The sequence below is a fragment of the Nocardia sp. GTS18 genome, from assembly GCF_013839555.1.
Classification (GTDB): domain Bacteria; phylum Actinomycetota; class Actinomycetes; order Mycobacteriales; family Mycobacteriaceae; genus Nocardia; species Nocardia rosealba.
In genome coordinates this window covers 131,876-149,618 of record NZ_JACBIU010000002.1, presented here as the reverse complement: position 1 = coordinate 149,618, position 17,743 = coordinate 131,876, and the positions used below count along the sequence as shown (strand labels likewise).

The following is a 17,743-nucleotide window of genomic DNA, read 5'->3' as shown; positions in this document are numbered from 1 at the left end:
TATAGGGACTGTAGTTCTGACACCCGCGAGCGAGAGCGATGGTGAACGAGACGTGAGTGGCCTTCGCCTCATGGCGGTGCACGCCCACCCCGACGACGAATCGAGCAAGGGCGCCGCGACCACGGCCAGGTACGCGGCCGAGGGCGTCGACGTCCTGGTCGTCACCCTGACCGGTGGCGAACGCGGCAGCATCCTCAACCCGGCCATGGACACCCCGGGTGTCCTCGACCGGATCGAGGAGGTCCGGCGCGAGGAGATGGCCGCGGCCGCCCATGCGCTCGGCGTGCGCCAGCAGTGGCTCGGTTTCGTCGACTCCGGTCTGCCCGAGGGCGACCCGCTGCCGCCGCTGCCCGAGGGTTGCTTCGCGCTGGTCCCGCTCGAGGAGGCCACCGAGGCGCTGGTGAAGGTGGTGCGCGAGTTCAAACCGCACGTGATCACCACCTACGACGAGACCGGCGGCTACCCGCACCCCGACCACATCCGCTGCCACGAGGTCTCGGTCGCCGCGTTCGACGCGGCGGGCGACCCGGAGGCGTTCCCCGATGCGGGCGAGCCGTGGACCCCGCTGAAGCTGTACTACGACCACGGCTTCAGCCAGAAGCGGCTCGAGACCTTCGCCGCCGAGTTCGAGCGCGAGGGCAAGCCGTTCCCGCTGCAGGAGTGGCTGGACCGGATGCGTCAGTACGCGGCGGCGCGCGGCGACATCATGGCCCGGGTCACCACGCAGATCGAGTGCTCGAAATACTTCCCCCAGCGTGACGACGCCCTGCGCGCGCACGCGACCCAGATCGATCCCAACGGCGCGTTCTTCGCGATCCCGTTGGAGATGCAGCAGCGGCTGTGGCCGACCGAGGAGTTCGAATTGGCCAAGACCAGAGTATCCACCGCCATCCCGGAGACCGACCTCTTCGCCGGTATCGAGGACGCCGACCGGTGATTCTGGCTCTCCTCGCACAAGACCCCGGCACCCCGACCGGCCCGGAGTTCGGCAAGGCCTCCCCACTCGGCCTGCTGATCGTGTTGATCCTGCTGGCCGGCACCGTCCTGCTGGTTCGTTCGATGAACAAGCACCTCAAGGGCCTGCCGGAGACATTCGAACCCGAACACCCCGAACCGGATCAGAAAGCCGACGACGGCACCGACCCGGGCGCGATCCCGGACACCGGCGACGGCACCGAACCGCCGAAACCGGCGGCGACCTAACGGGCCAGATCGGCCACCAGTTCACCGATCAGATCGCGAGCGGCCTCGGCATGTTCGGCGACCTGCCGTGGCGCGCCGCTGGCACTGAGTTCGATGGTCTTGTTGATCAAGCCGAACGCGATGATCAGCTGCCGCAGAGCAGCCCGGCGCTCGGACGGTGTCATGTCGGAAGCCGTCGGCTGGGTCATCGTCACAGCTAAGGGATCGCCGCAGGTGGTGGGTTCGTTTCGCCTGAGACGCAATCGTTGCCGCCGCGATCACCAGTCGATGAGGTCGAGTTCGTGCAGGCGGCGGAACACCATCATCGAACCGGGCGCCACCTGGGTCATGCCCGCGTATTCACTGACCGTGAAGTACCGGAATTCGGCGATTTCCCCGGTGGCCTGCGGTTCGCCGGTGAGGTCGGCGAGGAAACACGTCATGTGCAGCGGGGTGTTGCGGCCGTGACCGAACGCCTCGGCCTCGAAGATCCCCAGCTCGGACACACCGTCCAGACCAACGCCGAGCTCCTCCTCGATCTCGCGATGCAGAGCTTGTAAAGGGGTCTCGCCGGGATCGATCTTGCCGCCCGCCATGTAGAAGACATCCTTGCCTTCCGGGCGCGTCTGAATCAGCCTGCGGTCGCGAACATGGGCGAGGGCGGCGGTGCGGATCATGGGTTCACTCTATTGAGCGAACGGCTTCGAATCATGTCGAACGGTCAGGTGTCTGGGTCAGCGACCGTGAGACTGGTCTCGCCGGATCCGGTGAGGGCACGTGAGGTGTCCTTGAGGTCGACTCCGGAGCGGCCGAGTGCGCGGGCGCCCGCGACGAGCCCGGCCACCACCCGTGCCGCGTCGGCATAGGCCAGACCGTCCGGCGGGTGGATATTGGACACACAGTTGCGTTCGGCGTCGGCACGGCCGGGGCGCGGCGCGTGGGTGAGATAGATGCCGAGACTGTCGGCCACGGACAGACCGGGCCGTTCCCCGATCACGACGAGCAGGGTCCGCACGCCCATGGCCTCGGCGATGTGGTCGCCCAGCGCCACCCGCGACTGGGTGGCGATCACGGGTGGGGCGATGGTGTAGCCGCCGAGTTCGCCTGCCAGTGCGGACAGCAGGCCCGCGCCGTGGTCGGTGAGTGCGCGGGGAGACAGACCGTCGGCGAGGACGATGCCGATATCGAAGTCGCCGTGGGTGATCGGTGACAGGTCGGCGGGGAGCCTGCCGAGATCGGGGCGACGCAGGTACTCCGAGCGGGAGGCGGCCTTACTCGTCACCATCACCGGCTTGCCGAGCCCGAGTTCGGCTATGCGGGTGGTGAATTCGTCGACGGCCAGCGGTTCGTGCACGGCGTCCCGGGCGGCGGCGTGGGCGGCGCGCAGGGCGAGAACCTCGCTGGTCGGCAGGGCGTTGCCGGTGCGGCCGAGTCCGATCCTGGACTGGGTGGTGCTGCGCAACTGAGCCCAGAAGTCTTGGGAAACATCAGTTTCCGAACCATTACTTGTCTCCGGCGCGGCCACCGTATCGCGCACGATCTCGGCTTCGCGTGGCGAGTTCGAGCCGCTCATCGAGTGCCCGCCAGTGCGCGCAGGGGAGAGGTCAGCGGTTCCACTTGTCGCAGTCTGCCTTTCGCGTCGAGCATGCCGAGTCCTGACAACCACGCCTCGAATTCCGGTGCGGGGCGCAGGTCCAGGACCTTGCGGGCATAGAGGGCGTCGTGGAAGCTCAGACTCTGGTAGCCGAGCATCACGTCGTCGGCACCGGGCACCGCGATGACGAACGCGCAGCCCGCCGCGCCGAGCAGGGTGAGCAGGGTGTCCATGTCGTCGGCGTCGGCTTCGGCGTGGTTGGTGTAGCAGACATCGACGCCCATCGGCAGGCCGAGCAGCTTCCCGCAGAAGTGGTCCTCGAGCCCGGCGCGGACGATCTGCTTGCCGTCGTAGAGGTACTCGGGCCCGATGAAGCCGACCACCGTGTTGACCAGCAGCGGCTCGAGGTCGCGGGCCACGGCGTAGGCGCGCGCTTCCAGCGTCTGCTGGTCGACCGGCCGATTCCCCACGCCCAGATGGGCATTCGCGCTCAGTGCCGAACCCTGCCCGGTCTCCAGGTACATCACGTTGTCGCCGACCGTGCCGCGCCGCAGCGATCGACCCGCCTCGTTCCCCTCGCGCAACAGCGAGATGTTCACGCCGAAACCGGAATTGGCGCCCTCGGTGCCCGCGATGGACTGGAAGACCAGGTCCACCGGCGCACCCGCCTCGATCAGGCCGATGGTGGTGGTGACGTGGGACAGCACACACGACTGGGTGGGGATGTCGAATCGCAGGCGCACCTCGTCGAGCAGGTGCAGCAGGTCGGCGGTGGCCTGCGGTGAATCGGTGGCCGGGTTGATGCCGATCACCGCGTCACCGCAGCCGAGCAGCAGGCCGTCGAGGGTGGCGGCGGCGATCCCGCGCGGGTCGTCGGTGGGATGGTTGGGTTGCAGGCGGGTGCTCAACCGGCCGGGCAGGCCGATGGTCGTGCGGAACACCGATGTCACCGTGGTGGCCCTGGCCACCGCGATCAGGTCCTGGTTGCGCATGATCTTGCTGACCGCGGCGACCATCTCGGGGGTGAGGCCGGGCGAGACGGCGGTCAGGGTCGCGGCCGCGTCGTCGGTCGCGGCGACCGCGAGCAGCCAGTCGCGCAGGCCACCGACAGTGAGGTGCGCGATCGGCGCGAAGGCCGCGCGATCGTGGCTGTCGATGATCAGGCGGGTGACCTCGTCGGACTCGTAGGGCACGACCACCTCGGTGAGGAAGGTCCGCAGCGGCACCTCCGCCAGCGCCCACTGCGCGGCCGCGCGCTCGGCGTCCGTGTCGGCCGCACAGCCGGCGAGTTGGTCACCGCTGCGCAGCGGGGTGGCCTTGGCCAGCAGGTCGACCAGCCCGTCGAAGGTGTAGGTGGTGACGTCGATGGTGCTGCGGTACTTCGTCATCGAAGTGCGGCGCCGGTCGGCGCCGTCCTCCTCTCGCGAGTGCGTGGTTGACGCTCGGCGGACACGGCCGAGCGGGGGACAACGGTCAGCGGATCACTCGAGCTCCTCTTCGGCTTTGGCCAGCGCGGCGAATTCCTCGTCGGGCGACTTGGCGACCAGGTGGTGGCGACTGTAGAGGCCGAAGTACGCCATGAAGGCGCAGAACACGCCGAGGGTGAACAGCGCCGCCTTCGGGTCGACCAGGAAGGTCGCCGCCACCGAGGCGGCCGCGATCACCAGCGCGAACGAGGTGGTGGCGATGCCGCCGGGGGTCCGGTAAGGGCGGGGCATGTTCGGCTCACGAACACGAAGCACGATGTGGCTCACCATCATCAGCACGTAGCTGACGGCCGCGCCGAACACGGCCATGTTGAGCAGCATCGCTCCCTCGCCGGTGAGCGAGAGGGCGAAGCCGATGATGCCGGGCACGACGAGCGCGAGCACCGGCGCCTTGCGGGAGTTGGTCACCGACAGGCTGGTCGGCAGGTACCCGGCGCGGGAGAGCGCGAAGGTCTGGCGCGAGTAGGCGTAGACGATGGAGAAGAAGCTGGCGACCAGTCCGGCCAGGCCGATGTAGTTGACGACCTTGGCCGCCGGGCTGTCGCCCAGCGCCTCGACCAGCGGGTTGCCCGAGGCGGAGGCGTCCTGGGCGCCGAGCGCACCGGTCACCAGGAACAGCACCACCGCGCCGGTGACCATCAGCATCAGCATCGCCACGATGATGCCCTTGGGCACGTTCTTCTCCGGTTCACGCGCCTCCTCGGCGGCCAGCGGCACGCCTTCGACGGCGAGGAAGAACCAGATGGCGAACGGGATCGCCGCCCAGATGCCCAGGTAGCCGAACGGGAGGAACGCCGAGGAGCCGGTGGCTGCCGCATCTGGCGCGATGTTCGTCAGGTTCGCGGCATCGAACCGGCCGACCGCCGCGATCGCGAACACGACCAGGCCGACCAGCGCGATCGCGGTGATCACGAACATCGCCTTGAGCGCCTCACCCGCGCCACCGAGATGGATGCCGATGAACAACGCGTACACCGCCAGGTACACCCACCAGCCGTCGGTGATCCCGAACAGGTTGAGCGATTCCACATAAGCGCCGATGAAGGTGGCGATGGCGGCGGGCGCGATCGCGTACTCGATGAGAACCGCTGTGCCCGTGGCGAATCCGCCCCAGGGCCCGAGAGCGCGCCGGGCGAAGGTGTAGCCACCGCCCGCGGCAGGCAGCGCCGAGGACAGTTCGGCCATGCCGAGGACCATGGCCAGATACATGCCGGCGATGATCACCGAGGCGATCAGCAGGCCACCGAATCCGCCTTCGGCCAGGCCGAAATTCCAGCCGGAATAGTCGCCGGAGATCACGTAACTCACGCCGAGACCGGCCAGCAGCACCCAGCCGGCGGTGCCGGAGCGCAGGGTGCGTTTGGCGAGATAGTCGTCGGCGGGTGGTTGGGCGGTGTGTTTGGCGAGGTAACCGTCGGCGGGTGGGTCGGCGGTGGGCGCGGGAACGGCGTCGGTACTCACAGGTAAAGCTCCTCATCAACAAGCAAGCGCGTAGCGACGGCAACGGTGATCGTCGAGGGTTGAAGAATGGTTGACGACTGTTACGGCCGTGGATCCCACAGGTCAGCGGCGCGTATCGCGCGCCGCCGACCTGCGGAAACAGTGTGATAGTTGGTGTTTCACATCACGGTGAAACGGTGTCACCGGTGGGTGGCGGCGGCTGGGAATCCAGCTCGGCCACCTCCTCGTCGGTGAGCAGGCGTGAACGGATCAGGAACCGCACGCCTTCGGGGGCTTCCAGCGAGAAACCGCTGCCCCGGCCCGGCACCACGTCGACGGTGAGATGGGTGTGTTTCCAGTACTCGAACTGGTCCGCACTCATCCAGAACGGGATGTCGCCGGGCAGATATCCCAGCAGCACGTCCGAGCGGCCCACGCGGAATTCACCGCGTGGGTAGCACATGGGGGAGCTGCCGTCGCAGCAGCCGCCGGACTGGTGGAACATGACCGGGCCGTGCAGCCCGGTCAGGTCCCGGAGCAGCGTCGCCGCCTTGTCGGTGAGGTCTACTCGTCGGACCATCAGCGGCGCACCATCAGAAGAAGCCGAGCTTCTGCGGCGAGTAGCTGACCAGCAGGTTCTTGGTCTGCTGGTAGTGCTCGAGCATCATCTTGTGGTTCTCGCGGCCGATGCCGGACTTCTTGTAGCCGCCGAACGCCGCGTGCGCCGGGTAGGCGTGGTAGCAGTTCGTCCACACCCGGCCCGCCTTGATGCCGCGGCCGAGGCGGTAGGCGGTGTTCATGTCCCGCGTCCACACGCCCGCGCCGAGACCGTAGAGGGTGTCGTTGGCGATCTTCAGTGCCTCGTCGGTGGAGTCGAAGGTGGTCACCGCGACGACCGGGCCGAAGATCTCCTCCTGGAACACGCGCATGTCGTTGCTGCCCTTGAAGATCGTCGGCTCGATGTAGAAGCCGCCGTCCAGGCCGTCGACAGCGCGGACCGCACCACCGGTGAGTACCTCGGCGCCTTCCTTCTTGCCGATGTCGATGTAGGACAGGATCTTCTCGAACTGGTCGTTGCTGGCCTGTGCGCCGATCATGGTCGCCTCGTCGAGCGGGTTGCCGCTGACGATCGCCTTGGTGCGCTCCACGCAGCGGTCCATGAACTCGTCGTAGATCGACGACGCGATCAGCGCGCGCGACGGACAGGTGCACACCTCGCCCTGGTTCAGCGCGAACATCACGAAACCCTCGACGGCCTTGTCGAGGTAGTCGTCGTCGGCGGCCATTACATCGGGCAGGAAGATGTTGGGGCTCTTGCCGCCCAGCTCCAGGGTGACCGGGATGATGTTCTCGCTGGCGTACTGCATGATGAGTCGGCCGGTGGTGGTCTCACCGGTGAAGGCGACCTTGGCCACGCGCGGGCTGGACGCGAGCGGCTTGCCCGCCTCCACCCCGAACCCGTTGACCACGTTGAGAACTCCCGGCGGCAGCAGATCCGCGATCAGCTCCACGACCTTCATGATCGAGGCCGGTGTCTGCTCGGCGGGCTTGAGCACCACCGCGTTACCGGCGGCCAGCGCGGGCGCCAGCTTCCAGGTGGCCATCAGGATCGGGAAGTTCCACGGAATGATCTGGGCGACAACGCCCAGCGGCTCGTGGAAGTGGTAGGCGATGGTGTCGCCGTCGACCTCGCTGATCCCACCCTCCTGCGCGCGCAGCGCACCGGCGAAGTAGCGGAAGTGGTCCACCGCCAGCGGCAGGTCGGCGGCGAGGGTTTCGCGAACCGGTTTGCCGTTGTCCCAGGTCTCGGCGACAGCGAGGGCCTCGAGATTCGACTCGATGCGGTCTGCGATCTTGTTGAGGATATTGGCGCGCTCGGCGGCGGAGGCGGCACCCCACGCGTCGGCGGCACGGTGCGCGGCATCGAGGGCCAGCTCGATATCGGCGGCGGTGGAACGGGCGATCTCGCAGAACGGCTGACCGTCCACCGGCGAGGTGTTCTCGAAGTACCGGCCCTCGACCGGCGGAACCCACTTGCCGTCGATGAAGTTGTCATACCTGGGGGCGTAGCTGACGATGCTGCCCTCGGCGCCCGGCTTGGCGTAGATCATGTGCGGAAACTCCTCGCTGGTTCCGGTAGTGCGTGACGCCCATCACTATCCACCCCGAGGGTTGATGAAACGTTGAGAGCGGATCTCGTGGCGCCCGATGCCGGTGATCACGGCCCGGAAAACGGCTCTTGCGCTGCGGCGGCCTATACCCTCTGCGCGCTGTGTAGGCGGGCGGTGGCCACGGCCCGGCGAGGGTCGCGGAGGGGGAGCAGGGTGAGGGCGTGTTCATGGACGGCGATGTCGTCGGGGGCGGCTTCGCCGTAGGTGACGGCGTGGTGGGGGTCGGGGCTGGCCAGGACCGCGTTGCGCATGGCGACGGCGAGATAGTCGCGCCATTCGGTGATGCCGGGTGTTTCCGAATCCGGAAGCAGCGGACCGTGATACAGCCGGACGGCGGTGTCGAGGTCGCCGGATTCCAGGGCGCGCAGGACGTCGAGCGCGTCGCAGGACAGGGGAGTGGTGAAGCGGTAGACGCGGTTGGTGATGTCGCCGCCGGTGGCGCGGCGCAGGTACGACATCTCCGATTTCAGGGTGCTCGCGCCGACCGCGCGGTCACCGTAGACGGCGTAGTGCAGGCGTTCGTGGCTGTAGCCGTCGTCGCTGAGCGCGAGCAGAGTGAGGATCTCCAGCTGACGTGGGCGCAACCGGATCGGCGTGCCGTCGCGCATCAACCGGCCCGCGCCGAGGCAGGTCAGCCGCATGCCCGCCGGTGCGGGTGTGGCCGCGTGCAGTTTGGCTTCGATGGCACTGGTCATGGTGCGCACCGTGGCCATGGCCAGCGGGTGGGAGCGTTTCCAGGTGGTCGACAGGTCGAGCACGCCGAGCAGGGTGCCGTCGGCCGCGCGGATCGGCGCGCAATAGCAGACCCAGCCGTGCAGGGCGGCAACGAGATGTTCGGCCGAGAACACGGTGTGCGGTTGATCGGTGCGCAACGCCAGCGACAGCGCGTTCGTCCCCATGTGCGCCTCGTCCCACCGCCCACCCGGCGCGAAATTCACCTGCTCGGCCCGCCGCCGCATGACCGGCCCGCCGTAGGTCCACAGAATCGTCCCCGAAGCATCGGTCACCGCCGCCACGTACCCCGCGTCGTCGGCCACGCTGTGCAACTGGTCCTTCAACTCGCTCACCGGCCCACGCAGCGGCGACTCGGCCCACTTCGGCCCGATATCGGTCTCGCTCTCGGGTGCGCAATCGCGCCCCGGATCGACCGTCCGCAACGACCGCAACCACGACTGCGCCACCTCGGCCCGCACCCCGGAACTCCGCCCGAGCGCCGATTCCCCCGCAGGCACCCACTGCGCCCACTCCCGCTCCAGCGCAGCCCGCTGCGCCGAGAGCGTCAGCTGCGATGCCATGGGGGTTCCTGTCCGGTCGCTATCAGGGCCTTCACCCCCAATAATGCCCCACCCATGCCCCACCCAACAGCCGTTTCGGTGGTGGTGCAGGGATCGGCCCAACCACTGTCCGTCGGTCGCGCCGGGCTTCGGCGGCGGCCGAGTAGGCGGCGCGGCAGCCGAGCGGCAGAATGATCGGGTCAGAATCAACGACCTGCCGGGGGGCATTCACAGTGGAACGGACATTCCAGGTAGATCTGCGTGGCATCGTCGATCTGCTCAGCCATCACCTCTATTCGAGTCCGCAGGTGTTTCTGCGGGAGGTGCTGCAGAACGGTGTCGACGCGATCGCGGCTCGTCAGGGGCTCCACCCGCAGTGGTCGGGCCGGATCGGCATCGAGACGATCGAGCACACCGGTGACGGCACCTTACGGATCCACGACAACGGCATCGGCCTGACCGAAGACGAGGTGCATACCTTCCTCGCCACCATCGGCAACAGCTCCAAGCGCGACGAGCTCGGGTTCACTCGTCAGGAGTTCCTCGGCCAGTTCGGTATCGGACTGCTGTCGTGCTTCCTGGTCTCCGATCACGTGCGGGTGCTGACCAGGTCGGCACGCGGTGGACCGACGCTCGAATGGCTCGGCCGGTCCTCGGGCCAGTACTCCGTCACCCGCGCGGCGGTCGAACGCCCGGAACCCGGTACCACCGTGGTGCTGTCACCGCGGCCCGACCACAGCCGGTGGTTCGAGTACGCAACGGTGCTGGAGCTCGCACGGAAATTCGGTGGGCTGCTACCAGTTCCGGTGTCTGTCGCCGGTACGCCGGTGGCGGTGGGGACGCTCCCGTGGCAGGTGCCGTACCGGACGGCCGCCGAGCGAACGGCGGCGCTGTACGCGTACGCCGAACAGACCTTCGGCTTCCGGCCGCTGGACTGCCTCGACCTCTCGGTGGCCGAGGCTGGGCTGACCGGCGTCGCGTTCATCCTGCCGGTGCCCGCCAACCCCGCTGTGCGCGGCGGACATCGGGTATACCTGCGCCGGATGCTGCTGGGCGACGAGGTGACCGACCTGCTGCCGGAGTGGGCCTTCTTCGCACGGTGCGTGGTCGACACCACCGAACTCCGCCCGACCGCGAGCCGTGAATCCCTGTACTCCGACGATCTGCTCGTCGCCACCCGCCGCGCGCTCGGCAGCCGTATCCGCGACTGGCTCGTCACGATGTCGGTGACCGATCCGTCGACGCTGCACGCGTTCCTCGCTGTCCACCATCTCGGTGTGAAAGCGCTTGCCCTCCATGATGACGCGATGCTGCGACTGGTCTTCGACTGGTGGCCGATGGAAACCGGCTGGGGGCCGATGACACTCGCGGAGTTCTGTCGCCGCAGCCCCGTCGTGCGCTACACCACAACCGCCGACGAGTTCCGCGAACTGGCAGCTGTCGCCGCCGCCCAGGGCATCGGCTTGATCAACGGCGGCTACACCTACGACGTGGCGATCATGAACCGCCTGACCACCCTCGACCCCGCCCTCGTCGTCCGTGGACTCGATCCCACCGAACTCGCCACCCGATTCGACGCGGCACCCGAGGACGATCCGCGCGTGGCGTACATCCTCGGCCACGCGCGGCAAACCCTGGCATCGCTGGACTGCGTTCCGGTCGCCAAATCCTTCGATCCGGCGCAGCTACCCGCGCTGTTCCTCGCCGACCGGGATGTCTACCGGTCGCGAGAGCGCAGCGAGACCAAGGCGCGCACCGATGGCCTGTGGGCCGACGTGTTGGCGGCCGTCGAACCGGCCGACCAGCCCGAGGGCACACACCAACTGGTTCTGAACCTGCGCAATCCGATCGTGGTCACCATGCTCGACCTGACGGACCCGCACCTGATCGGCCTGGCGATCGAGTCGTTGTTCGCACAGGCCTTGCTGCAGGGTAGACATCCGCTCGGTGCCACCGAGAGCGCGCTGATGAACCGCTCGTTCAGCGGCCTGCTGCAGTGGGCGATGCGCGGTCAGGACGCGATCCGATGAGCTACAGCGAAGCCGAGCTCCAAACCCGCTATCGCACACTGGATTCCGGTTGGCACGAAGCAGCCTTGGATGAATTGGCGGAGATCATCGCGCACGCCGAAGCGGGTGGTTACCACCGGCTGGCCTTCCGCGCACGACGTGATCTGGCGGATCGGCACTGCGTCTCGGGCCAGTGGGAGAAGGGCTTTCCGCTGTTCGCGCGGTGTCTGGCCGAGTTCGACAGCCGCCCGGAGGATTTCGGTCCGCACGAGGAGTACTCACTGCGCTCGTGGTATGTGCGCACGGTGACGACCATGGCGGAGTATCCCGAGATCAGCGTCGAACAGATCACCGGGCTGCACGCCGATATGCGCCGCCGGTTCGCCGCGCACGGGCACAGCCTCGCCGGATTGCACACGGCCGAGCGCTGGTTGGCGTATGTGCGCGGCGATTGGGCTGCGGAGGAGGTCGCCTATCGGCAATGGCACCTGGCCGGTGGGCCGCGACCGAACTATATGTGGGACTTCGAGAACGAGATCGAGCGCCTGGTTCATCGCGGGGATCGTGCCTCCGTCGACCGCGCCCTCGCACTCGCCGAGCCGGTGCTCGACGGCCGGTTGACCTTCGCCGAGTCGACCGCGCCGATCGAAGCACACATGCTGCCGTTCTGGGCGACCAGACTTCCCCCGGAGCGGGTGGCAGAGGTATTCCAGCGGATGGATCGCGGGTTCGACGACGGTGGCCCGTGGCGTTACGAGTATCCGAGCAAGGTCATCGAATTCCTGGCGCTGACGGGGAACGAAGCCGAAGCATTCGAGCGATACCGGCGACGCATGTGCCACTTCACGACGTTGAGCCGCCCGTACGGCCGCATGGAATTCGCTACGAGCTGCGCTGTCGCCCTCGGACGTCTGGTCCGGCTCGGCCGCGGTCCCGAGGCGGTGCCGTGCCGTGGTTGCTCGGGCAAGCATCCGACGAAGACGCTGTCCGAACGGCACAACGAGTTGCGGGCGGAGGCCCTGGCGCTGGCCGCGACGTTCGACGCGCGCAACGGCACGACCTGGCAGACCGAGCAGGTCACACGCAGATTGTCCGCCGATCCGTTGCTCGAGTTCCTGCCGTTGCGGCCCGGCGCACGACCGGTCATGCACCGTGTCTCACCGATCGGGTGCCCACCCGACGTCGCGGTACACGCCGCGCGCTGGCTGCTCGACCGAGGACTCGGCATCGCGGCGGGTCAGTATCTCGGATTGGTCGGGGAGCCGACAGACCCGGCAGTTGCCGCGGGAGTACTCGAACTGAAGGCTCGCCGCGCCGATGATGACACCACGCTCCCCCGGCTGCGCGAAGCAGCAGCGGCTTTCGCGGCAGCGGGCGAACCCTTGCGCGGGGACCTGTGCCTGGTTGCGGCGGCGGGTTGGTTGCGGTTCGAGAAGCGTTGGGCCGAGGCATTGGAGGAGCTGTCGGCACCGTTGGAAAGGCTTCGCGCCGAAGCGGACCCGGAATCGGTCGGCCACGCGGAGGTGACGTTGGCCGCTCTCCAGTATGCCCTCGAGCGCGATGGCAACGGTTATCCGCTGATCGAGGAAGTCGTTCGCCGCGCGGAGATGATCGGCGACCCACGACTGCTCGGGGAGGCTCGCTATCAATACGGGTGGATGCGGCAAGGGCGCGGTGATGACGCGAAGCTGATCGCCGTCGACTACACCGCCGCGGTCTGCGCGCTGGCCGCGGGCGGTGCTGATTTCCGGGCCAGGCAGGTGCTGAATCAGCTGGGCACACTCTTCGGGAAAACCAAGGACTGGCCCGCCTTGCTCGACAGTCTCGACCGATGCCAGAGCGCGTTGCCGCCGCACACGGGACGCCTGGTGATCGCGGCATTGCGGTGGCTGCGCGGTGAGACGTTGCACAGTGCTGGGCGCAACGAGGAGGCCCTCGTCGAATTGTCCTTTGCCGCACACGAATATGACGCGATCGATATTCTCAACACCTCGAAACGGGCCCACTGGGTGAAGCTTGCCGAAGTGTGCGCCGCGCTGAGCGACTGGGAACAAGCCCTTCGGCACAGCGAATACGCCTGTGCGTGGGCGGATCGTGCCCGCCGAAACGGTGCGCTAGGTGATGCCGTCACGATGGTCACCGGCCGTAGCGTCCTGGCTGATTCGTTGCGCGAACTCGGCCGCCTCGATCGCGCCGTCAGCGAATATCACACCCTCGTCGACGAGGCGCTGGCTGCCGATCGACACCACACCGCCCTGTACGCGCACAGCCAGGCGGGCGACCTCCTCCTGCGGCTCAACCGTCCGGCCGCGGCGGCCACCGACTTCCATGCGGCGGCTGACCTGAGCGCGCAGGCACCCCAGACACCGCGCGTGCTGCGAACCCTTCGGATGAAGGAGGTGATAGCCCACGTGCGCGCTGGTGCGGTAGACGCGGCGGAGACGGCGCTGGAGCAGGCGCGGGCGATCGAGGCGACCGACTCCGACCATGCCGCACGTCTGGATCTCGCTATCGCGCACGTGCTGTTCGCGCGTGGGAAAACCGCTGCGGCGCTGGAACATACGGTGCGTGCGCAGGACACGCTGCAGGCCACCGGCTACTACTCCACAGCGGGTATGGCGGCCCTGTTCCTGGCTCAGCAACATCTGGCTGCCGCACGACCGGATCTCGCGGTGACGGTGTTGCGGTCGTCGATCCCCCGTTATCCGAAGGATGAGCCCGTCGTCGACGAGCTGTCCGCATTGCTCGGCAGCCTCGAAGCTCAGCACCGCCCGCTACCGAGCCGGCCGTGACCGCCACTACACCGTAGCCCCCTGTAGCACGCAGGGCTACACTTGACCTATGAGGCAGATCAGTCAGCGCGAGCTGCGGAACAATTCCGCGGCGATCATGGATGCCGTGGAGGCGGGCGAGACCATCCTGGTCACCCGAAACGGTGTCGAGATCGCCGAGGTACGGCCGGTCAGCCGGCGTCGGCGCCGCAGCGCGGAAGAACTGGTCGCACGGCATCGTGGTCTGCCCCGGGTGGACTATGCCGCGATGCGTCGGGAAGCCGACGAATTCTTCGGCACCGAGGACAGGATCGGCGACGACGACCCCTGGAGCGGCCGGTGAGCGTCAGGCATCCGGCGGGGGTTCTCGATACGTGCGCCTACCTCGACCTCGGATCGCTCGACCCGAACAATCTGCCGGAGACTCCGGAGATCACCGCCATCACGCTGGCTGAGCTCAATCAAGGCGTCGCGATGGCCAAGGATCCGGTGAGCCGGGCCGAGCGTTCGGAACAACTCGGCGCCGCGATTGTCGAATTCGACCCGTTGCCGTTCGATGAAGCCGCGGCGACTCGGTACGGAACTTTGGTCGCGCTCACCATCGCCGCGAACCGGGACCCACGTCCCCGGCGGATGGACCTGCTCATCGCGGCGATCGCGTCGGCGAACTCGCTTCCGCTCTACACACGCAACGCCTCCGATTTCAAGGGGCTGGAGAGCATGCTCGAGGTTGTCGCGCTCTGAGGTGCTGGGGCGGAGCAGGAACTTGTCAATAGCGCTGCGGTACAACAACTGAATCGGACTGCGGTGTGATGTGTGGCTGGGTGGGGACAGTCAAGGTGGTCACGTGCGTATCGCCGACACCTCCCCGAGACTCGCCGACATGAAGCGAACGGCAGGTGGGGTGAAGGTTTGGGTTGCGATCGGTGTTTACGTTGCGACCACCCTTGCCGCATCGGTGTTCTTCCTTGCGGTGCAACCGCTTTCGGGGATAGATCCGGCCGTGCTTTCGCTGGTTCAGTTCGCCCCGGCGGCCGGTGCGCTGGTCACATGGCTGGTGTTCCGGAAGACCGTCGCTGCGGTGCTCCCGGCTGCGGTTTCCGGCCGGCGGGTGGCGGGGAATGTCGCGGCGATGGTCGCGGTGTGTGTCGGGTACTGGTCGATGCTGATGGTGGCGGCGGTTGTGTCGGGGACGGCCACCGTGGGGGCTGCGGCTGTCGGGAGTGTGCCGTTCGTCGTGTTTCTCGTGGTGCAGTTGCTGGGGGCTGGTGGGGAGGAGATCGGCTGGCGCGGGCTGATGCAGCCGATGCTCGAATCGCGGATCGCCAGGTTGGGGGCGGTGTCGGTGACCGGGGCGGTGTGGGCGCTGTGGCATGTCCAGGCCTTAACAGCCGGGCCGGTGGTCGCGGTGTGCTTCTTCGTGGCGACGATGGCGTTCGCGATGGTGCTCGGTTATCTGGGCACGGGGAGTTTCGGTCAGCGTGTGCTGGTCGCCTCGGTTGGGCACTGGTTGATCAATATCGCGGGATATCTGCTGGCCGGAGACGCGACGACGGACCGGCCGCAGATCGTTTTCGTCGCGGTGGCCGCCGTGCTGGTCGCCGTCGCCACCATGACGGTTCGCGCGGTGGAAACCCGCCGCTGAGGGTTGTCGGCACTGTCTCCGCGGGTGTGGCACGCTGGCAGCGTGAACCGGTTGGGTAGCGCGACTTCGCCGTATCTGCGTCAGCACGCCGACAACCCGGTGCATTGGCGGGAGTGGGATGCCGATGCACTGGCCGACGCGGCCGAGCGGGATGTGCCGATCCTGCTCTCGGTCGGGTACGCGTCGTGTCACTGGTGCCATGTGATGGCGCACGAGTCGTTCGAGGACACGGCGACGGCCGAGCAGATGAACGCCGACTTCGTGTGCGTGAAGGTCGACCGGGAAGAACGCCCCGACCTGGACGCGGTGTACATGACCGCGACCGTCGCCATGACCGGGCAGGGCGGGTGGCCGATGACCTGCTTCCTCACCCCCGACGGTGCGCCGTTCTACTGCGGCACCTACTACCCCAAGCAACCACGCGGCGGGATGCCCTCGTTCACCCAGTTGCTCACGGCCATCACCGAGACGTGGCGCAACCGCCGCGACGAGGTGGACAAGGCTGCCGACCAGGTCACCGAGGCTCTGCGTGCGCAGGCGACCGGCCTGCCCGACGGCGAGATCGCCCTCACCACACAACTTCTCGACAAAGCGGTCCTCGCCGTCGCCGCCGACGAGGATCGCGCACACGGCGGATTCGGTGGGGCACCGAAGTTTCCGCCGTCGGCGATGCTCGAGGGCCTGCTGCGGCACTGGGAACGCACCGGCGATCAGGCCGTGTTCGACCTGGTGGAGCGCGCGGCCGAGGCGATGGCGCGCGGCGGTATCTACGACCAGTTGCGCGGCGGGTTCGCCAGATACGCGGTCGACGCGAATTGGCTTGTGCCGCATTTCGAGAAGATGCTCTACGACAACGCCCTGCTGTTGCGCGCCTACGCCCATCTGGCCAGACGCGCACCGGCGACCCCCTTGGAATCGTTGCCGCACAGGGTTTCCCGCGATACAGTCGAATTCCTGCTCGCCGATCTCGGTACCGCCGAGGGCGGATTCGCCTCCGCGCTCGACGCCGACACCCAGCTCGAGCCGGGCGGTCCGGGTGTGGAGGGCGCCACCTATGTGTGGACGCCCGCCGAGCTGGTCGGCGAACTCGGCCCGCTCGACGGCATGTGGGCCGCCGACGCATTCGGTGTCACCACGGCGGGGAACTTCGAACAGGGCACCTCCGTACTCACCCGTCACAGCGACCCGGTCGACGCCGAACAGTCGGCCCGGTTCGATCGGTTGCGCGCAGAGCTGTTCCGGATCCGCACCGAGCGCCCGCAACCGGCGCGCGACGACAAAGTGGTCACCGCCTGGAACGGGATGGCCATCACCGCGCTCGCGGAAGCCGGTGCGGCGCTGGAGGAACCGTCCTGGGTGGCTGCTGCCGTGCGGTGCGCGCGTTTCCTGCTCGACGTGCACCTCGTCGACGGACGCCTGCGCCGCGCCTCCCTCGACGGTGTCGCGGGCGCCCCACCCGCCGTGCTCGAGGACTACGCCTGGCTCACCACCGGCCTGCTCGCCCTGTACCAGGCCACCGGCGAACCCGATTGGCTCGCCGCCGCCCAGGTGATCCTCGACGCGGCGATCGAGCATTTCGCCGACCCCGACCGTCCCGGCAGCTGGTTCGACACCGCCGACGACGCCGAAACCCTGGTGACCCGCCCCCGCGACCCCATCGACGGCGCCACCCCCTCGGGCACCTCCGCCCTCGCCGAGGCCCTGCTCACCGCCTCGGCCGTCGCCGACCCCGACCGCGCCGTCCGCTACCGCGAGCTGGCCGATCACACCCTCGCCCGCGGCGCACTCCTGCTCGACCGCGCACCGCGCACCGCGGGCCATTGGCTCGCCGTCGCCGAAGCCGCCGTCCGCGGCCCGTTCCAGGTGGCCATCGCCGCAACCGAAAAGACCTCGGCCACCATGGAACTCCTCGCAGCCGCCCGCACGGCCGCACCGGGCGGCTCGATCGTGCTCGCCGCGCCCCCGGACGCCGCCCCACTGCTCACCGACCGCCCCCTCGTCGACGGCCACCCCGCCGCCTACGTCTGCCGAGGTTCGATCTGCGATCTCCCCGTCACCGACCCCGCGGACCTGACTCTGGCTCTGCGCACCTGACGGAGGGTCTCGGTCGGGGCGGCCTGGTCTTGTCGGCAATTAGGCGCAACCTACGCCCTTGTGGGGCAAGCGGATT

At 68.0% G+C, this 17,743-nt stretch carries 16 protein-coding genes; 8 read left to right on the top strand and 8 right to left on the bottom strand.

The genetic code is table 11. The annotated features are described in order from the left end of the window. The first annotated feature begins 70 nt into the window (after positions 1-70). Positions 71-937, top strand: a complete 867-nt coding sequence (mca, locus tag HYG95_RS03785; protein ID WP_181696780.1) for a mycothiol conjugate amidase Mca — start codon at positions 71-73, stop codon at positions 935-937. After that, a complete protein-coding gene (locus HYG95_RS03780) occupies positions 934-1,203 on the top strand; it encodes a hypothetical protein (protein ID WP_181696615.1) in 270 nt (89 codons plus the stop codon). The genes mca and HYG95_RS03780 overlap by 4 nt, the downstream gene beginning before the upstream one ends. On the opposite strand, the gene HYG95_RS03775 is transcribed toward HYG95_RS03780, so the two are convergent. From HYG95_RS03775 to HYG95_RS03740, 8 genes are all read right to left on the bottom strand, one after another. Beyond that, a complete protein-coding gene (locus HYG95_RS03775; protein ID WP_181696614.1) occupies positions 1,200-1,391 on the bottom strand; it encodes a hypothetical protein in 192 nt (63 codons plus the stop codon). The genes HYG95_RS03780 and HYG95_RS03775 overlap by 4 nt on opposite strands. Positions 1,392-1,460: 69 nt before the next feature. Beyond that, positions 1,461-1,859: an NUDIX domain-containing protein gene (locus tag HYG95_RS03770; RefSeq protein WP_067485630.1), complete on the bottom strand. Its 399-nt coding sequence runs from the start codon at positions 1,857-1,859 to the stop codon at positions 1,461-1,463. A 44-nt stretch (positions 1,860-1,903) separates the two neighbouring features. Beyond that, entirely contained in the window at positions 1,904-2,755 is an 852-nt protein-coding gene (eutC, locus tag HYG95_RS03765; RefSeq protein WP_181696613.1) for an ethanolamine ammonia-lyase subunit EutC, read from the bottom strand. After that, complete coding sequence (locus HYG95_RS03760) at positions 2,752-4,164, bottom strand: ethanolamine ammonia-lyase subunit EutB (RefSeq protein ID WP_181696612.1); 1,413 nt, start codon at positions 4,162-4,164, stop codon at positions 2,752-2,754. The genes eutC and HYG95_RS03760 overlap by 4 nt, the downstream gene beginning before the upstream one ends. A 93-nt stretch (positions 4,165-4,257) precedes the next feature. Then, entirely contained in the window at positions 4,258-5,724 is a 1,467-nt protein-coding gene (gene eat / locus HYG95_RS03755; RefSeq protein WP_370465669.1) for an ethanolamine permease, read from the bottom strand. 163 nt (positions 5,725-5,887) lie between these two features. Beyond that, entirely contained in the window at positions 5,888-6,283 is a 396-nt protein-coding gene (locus tag HYG95_RS03750; RefSeq protein WP_067637832.1) for a DUF779 domain-containing protein, read from the bottom strand. A gap of 13 nt (positions 6,284-6,296) precedes the next feature. Continuing rightward, on the bottom strand, positions 6,297-7,814 hold the full coding sequence (gene adh, locus HYG95_RS03745) for an aldehyde dehydrogenase (RefSeq protein ID WP_181696611.1): 1,518 nt from the start codon (positions 7,812-7,814) through the stop codon (positions 6,297-6,299). A gap of 143 nt (positions 7,815-7,957) precedes the next feature. Continuing rightward, positions 7,958-9,169, bottom strand: coding sequence for a transcriptional regulator (locus tag HYG95_RS03740; protein ID WP_181696610.1), 1,212 nt, complete (start codon positions 9,167-9,169; stop codon positions 7,958-7,960). A gap of 212 nt (positions 9,170-9,381) precedes the next feature. Between HYG95_RS03740 and HYG95_RS03735 the strand changes: the two genes are divergently transcribed. The 6 genes from HYG95_RS03735 to HYG95_RS03710 all read left to right on the top strand — a co-directional run bounded on the left by HYG95_RS03735 (position 9,382) and on the right by HYG95_RS03710 (position 17,667). After that, positions 9,382-11,178: an HSP90 family protein gene (locus tag HYG95_RS03735; RefSeq protein ID WP_181696609.1), complete on the top strand. Its 1,797-nt coding sequence runs from the start codon at positions 9,382-9,384 to the stop codon at positions 11,176-11,178. Beyond that, positions 11,175-13,949 carry a hypothetical protein gene (locus tag HYG95_RS03730; RefSeq protein ID WP_181696608.1) on the top strand — a complete coding sequence of 925 codons (2,775 nt, stop codon included), beginning with the start codon at positions 11,175-11,177 and terminating at the stop codon, positions 13,947-13,949. The genes HYG95_RS03735 and HYG95_RS03730 overlap by 4 nt, the downstream gene beginning before the upstream one ends. Positions 13,950-13,998: 49 nt before the next feature. Next, positions 13,999-14,271 carry a type II toxin-antitoxin system Phd/YefM family antitoxin gene (locus HYG95_RS03725; protein WP_181696607.1) on the top strand — a complete coding sequence of 91 codons (273 nt, stop codon included), beginning with the start codon at positions 13,999-14,001 and terminating at the stop codon, positions 14,269-14,271. After that, positions 14,268-14,672, top strand: a complete 405-nt coding sequence (locus tag HYG95_RS03720; RefSeq protein WP_181696606.1) for a type II toxin-antitoxin system VapC family toxin — start codon at positions 14,268-14,270, stop codon at positions 14,670-14,672. The genes HYG95_RS03725 and HYG95_RS03720 overlap by 4 nt, the downstream gene beginning before the upstream one ends. A 103-nt stretch (positions 14,673-14,775) precedes the next feature. Further along, positions 14,776-15,573 (top strand): type II CAAX endopeptidase family protein, encoded by a 798-nt coding sequence (locus tag HYG95_RS25090; protein WP_181696605.1) that lies wholly within the window; start codon positions 14,776-14,778, stop codon positions 15,571-15,573. 42 nt (positions 15,574-15,615) lie between these two features. Next, positions 15,616-17,667 carry a thioredoxin domain-containing protein gene (locus tag HYG95_RS03710; protein WP_370465668.1) on the top strand — a complete coding sequence of 684 codons (2,052 nt, stop codon included), beginning with the start codon at positions 15,616-15,618 and terminating at the stop codon, positions 17,665-17,667. Positions 17,668-17,743 lie beyond the last annotated feature (76 nt).

Bases quoted from the DNA above. Each gene is read 5' to 3' on its own strand.
- mca (WP_181696780.1), top strand. From the start codon at position 71: ATGGCGGTGCACGCCCACCCCGACGACGAATCGAGCAAGGGCGCCGCG.
- eutC (WP_181696613.1), bottom strand. From the start codon at position 2,755: ATGAGCGGCTCGAACTCGCCACGCGAAGCCGAGATCGTGCGCGATACG.
- HYG95_RS03740 (WP_181696610.1), bottom strand. From the start codon at position 9,169: ATGGCATCGCAGCTGACGCTCTCGGCGCAGCGGGCTGCGCTGGAGCGG.
- adh (WP_181696611.1), bottom strand. From the start codon at position 7,814: ATGATCTACGCCAAGCCGGGCGCCGAGGGCAGCATCGTCAGCTACGCC.
- HYG95_RS03770 (WP_067485630.1), bottom strand. From the start codon at position 1,859: ATGATCCGCACCGCCGCCCTCGCCCATGTTCGCGACCGCAGGCTGATT.
- HYG95_RS03775 (WP_181696614.1), bottom strand. From the start codon at position 1,391: ATGACCCAGCCGACGGCTTCCGACATGACACCGTCCGAGCGCCGGGCT.
- HYG95_RS03730 (WP_181696608.1), top strand. From the start codon at position 11,175: ATGAGCTACAGCGAAGCCGAGCTCCAAACCCGCTATCGCACACTGGAT.
- HYG95_RS03750 (WP_067637832.1), bottom strand. From the start codon at position 6,283: ATGGTCCGACGAGTAGACCTCACCGACAAGGCGGCGACGCTGCTCCGG.
- HYG95_RS03760 (WP_181696612.1), bottom strand. From the start codon at position 4,164: ATGACGAAGTACCGCAGCACCATCGACGTCACCACCTACACCTTCGAC.
- HYG95_RS03725 (WP_181696607.1), top strand. From the start codon at position 13,999: ATGAGGCAGATCAGTCAGCGCGAGCTGCGGAACAATTCCGCGGCGATC.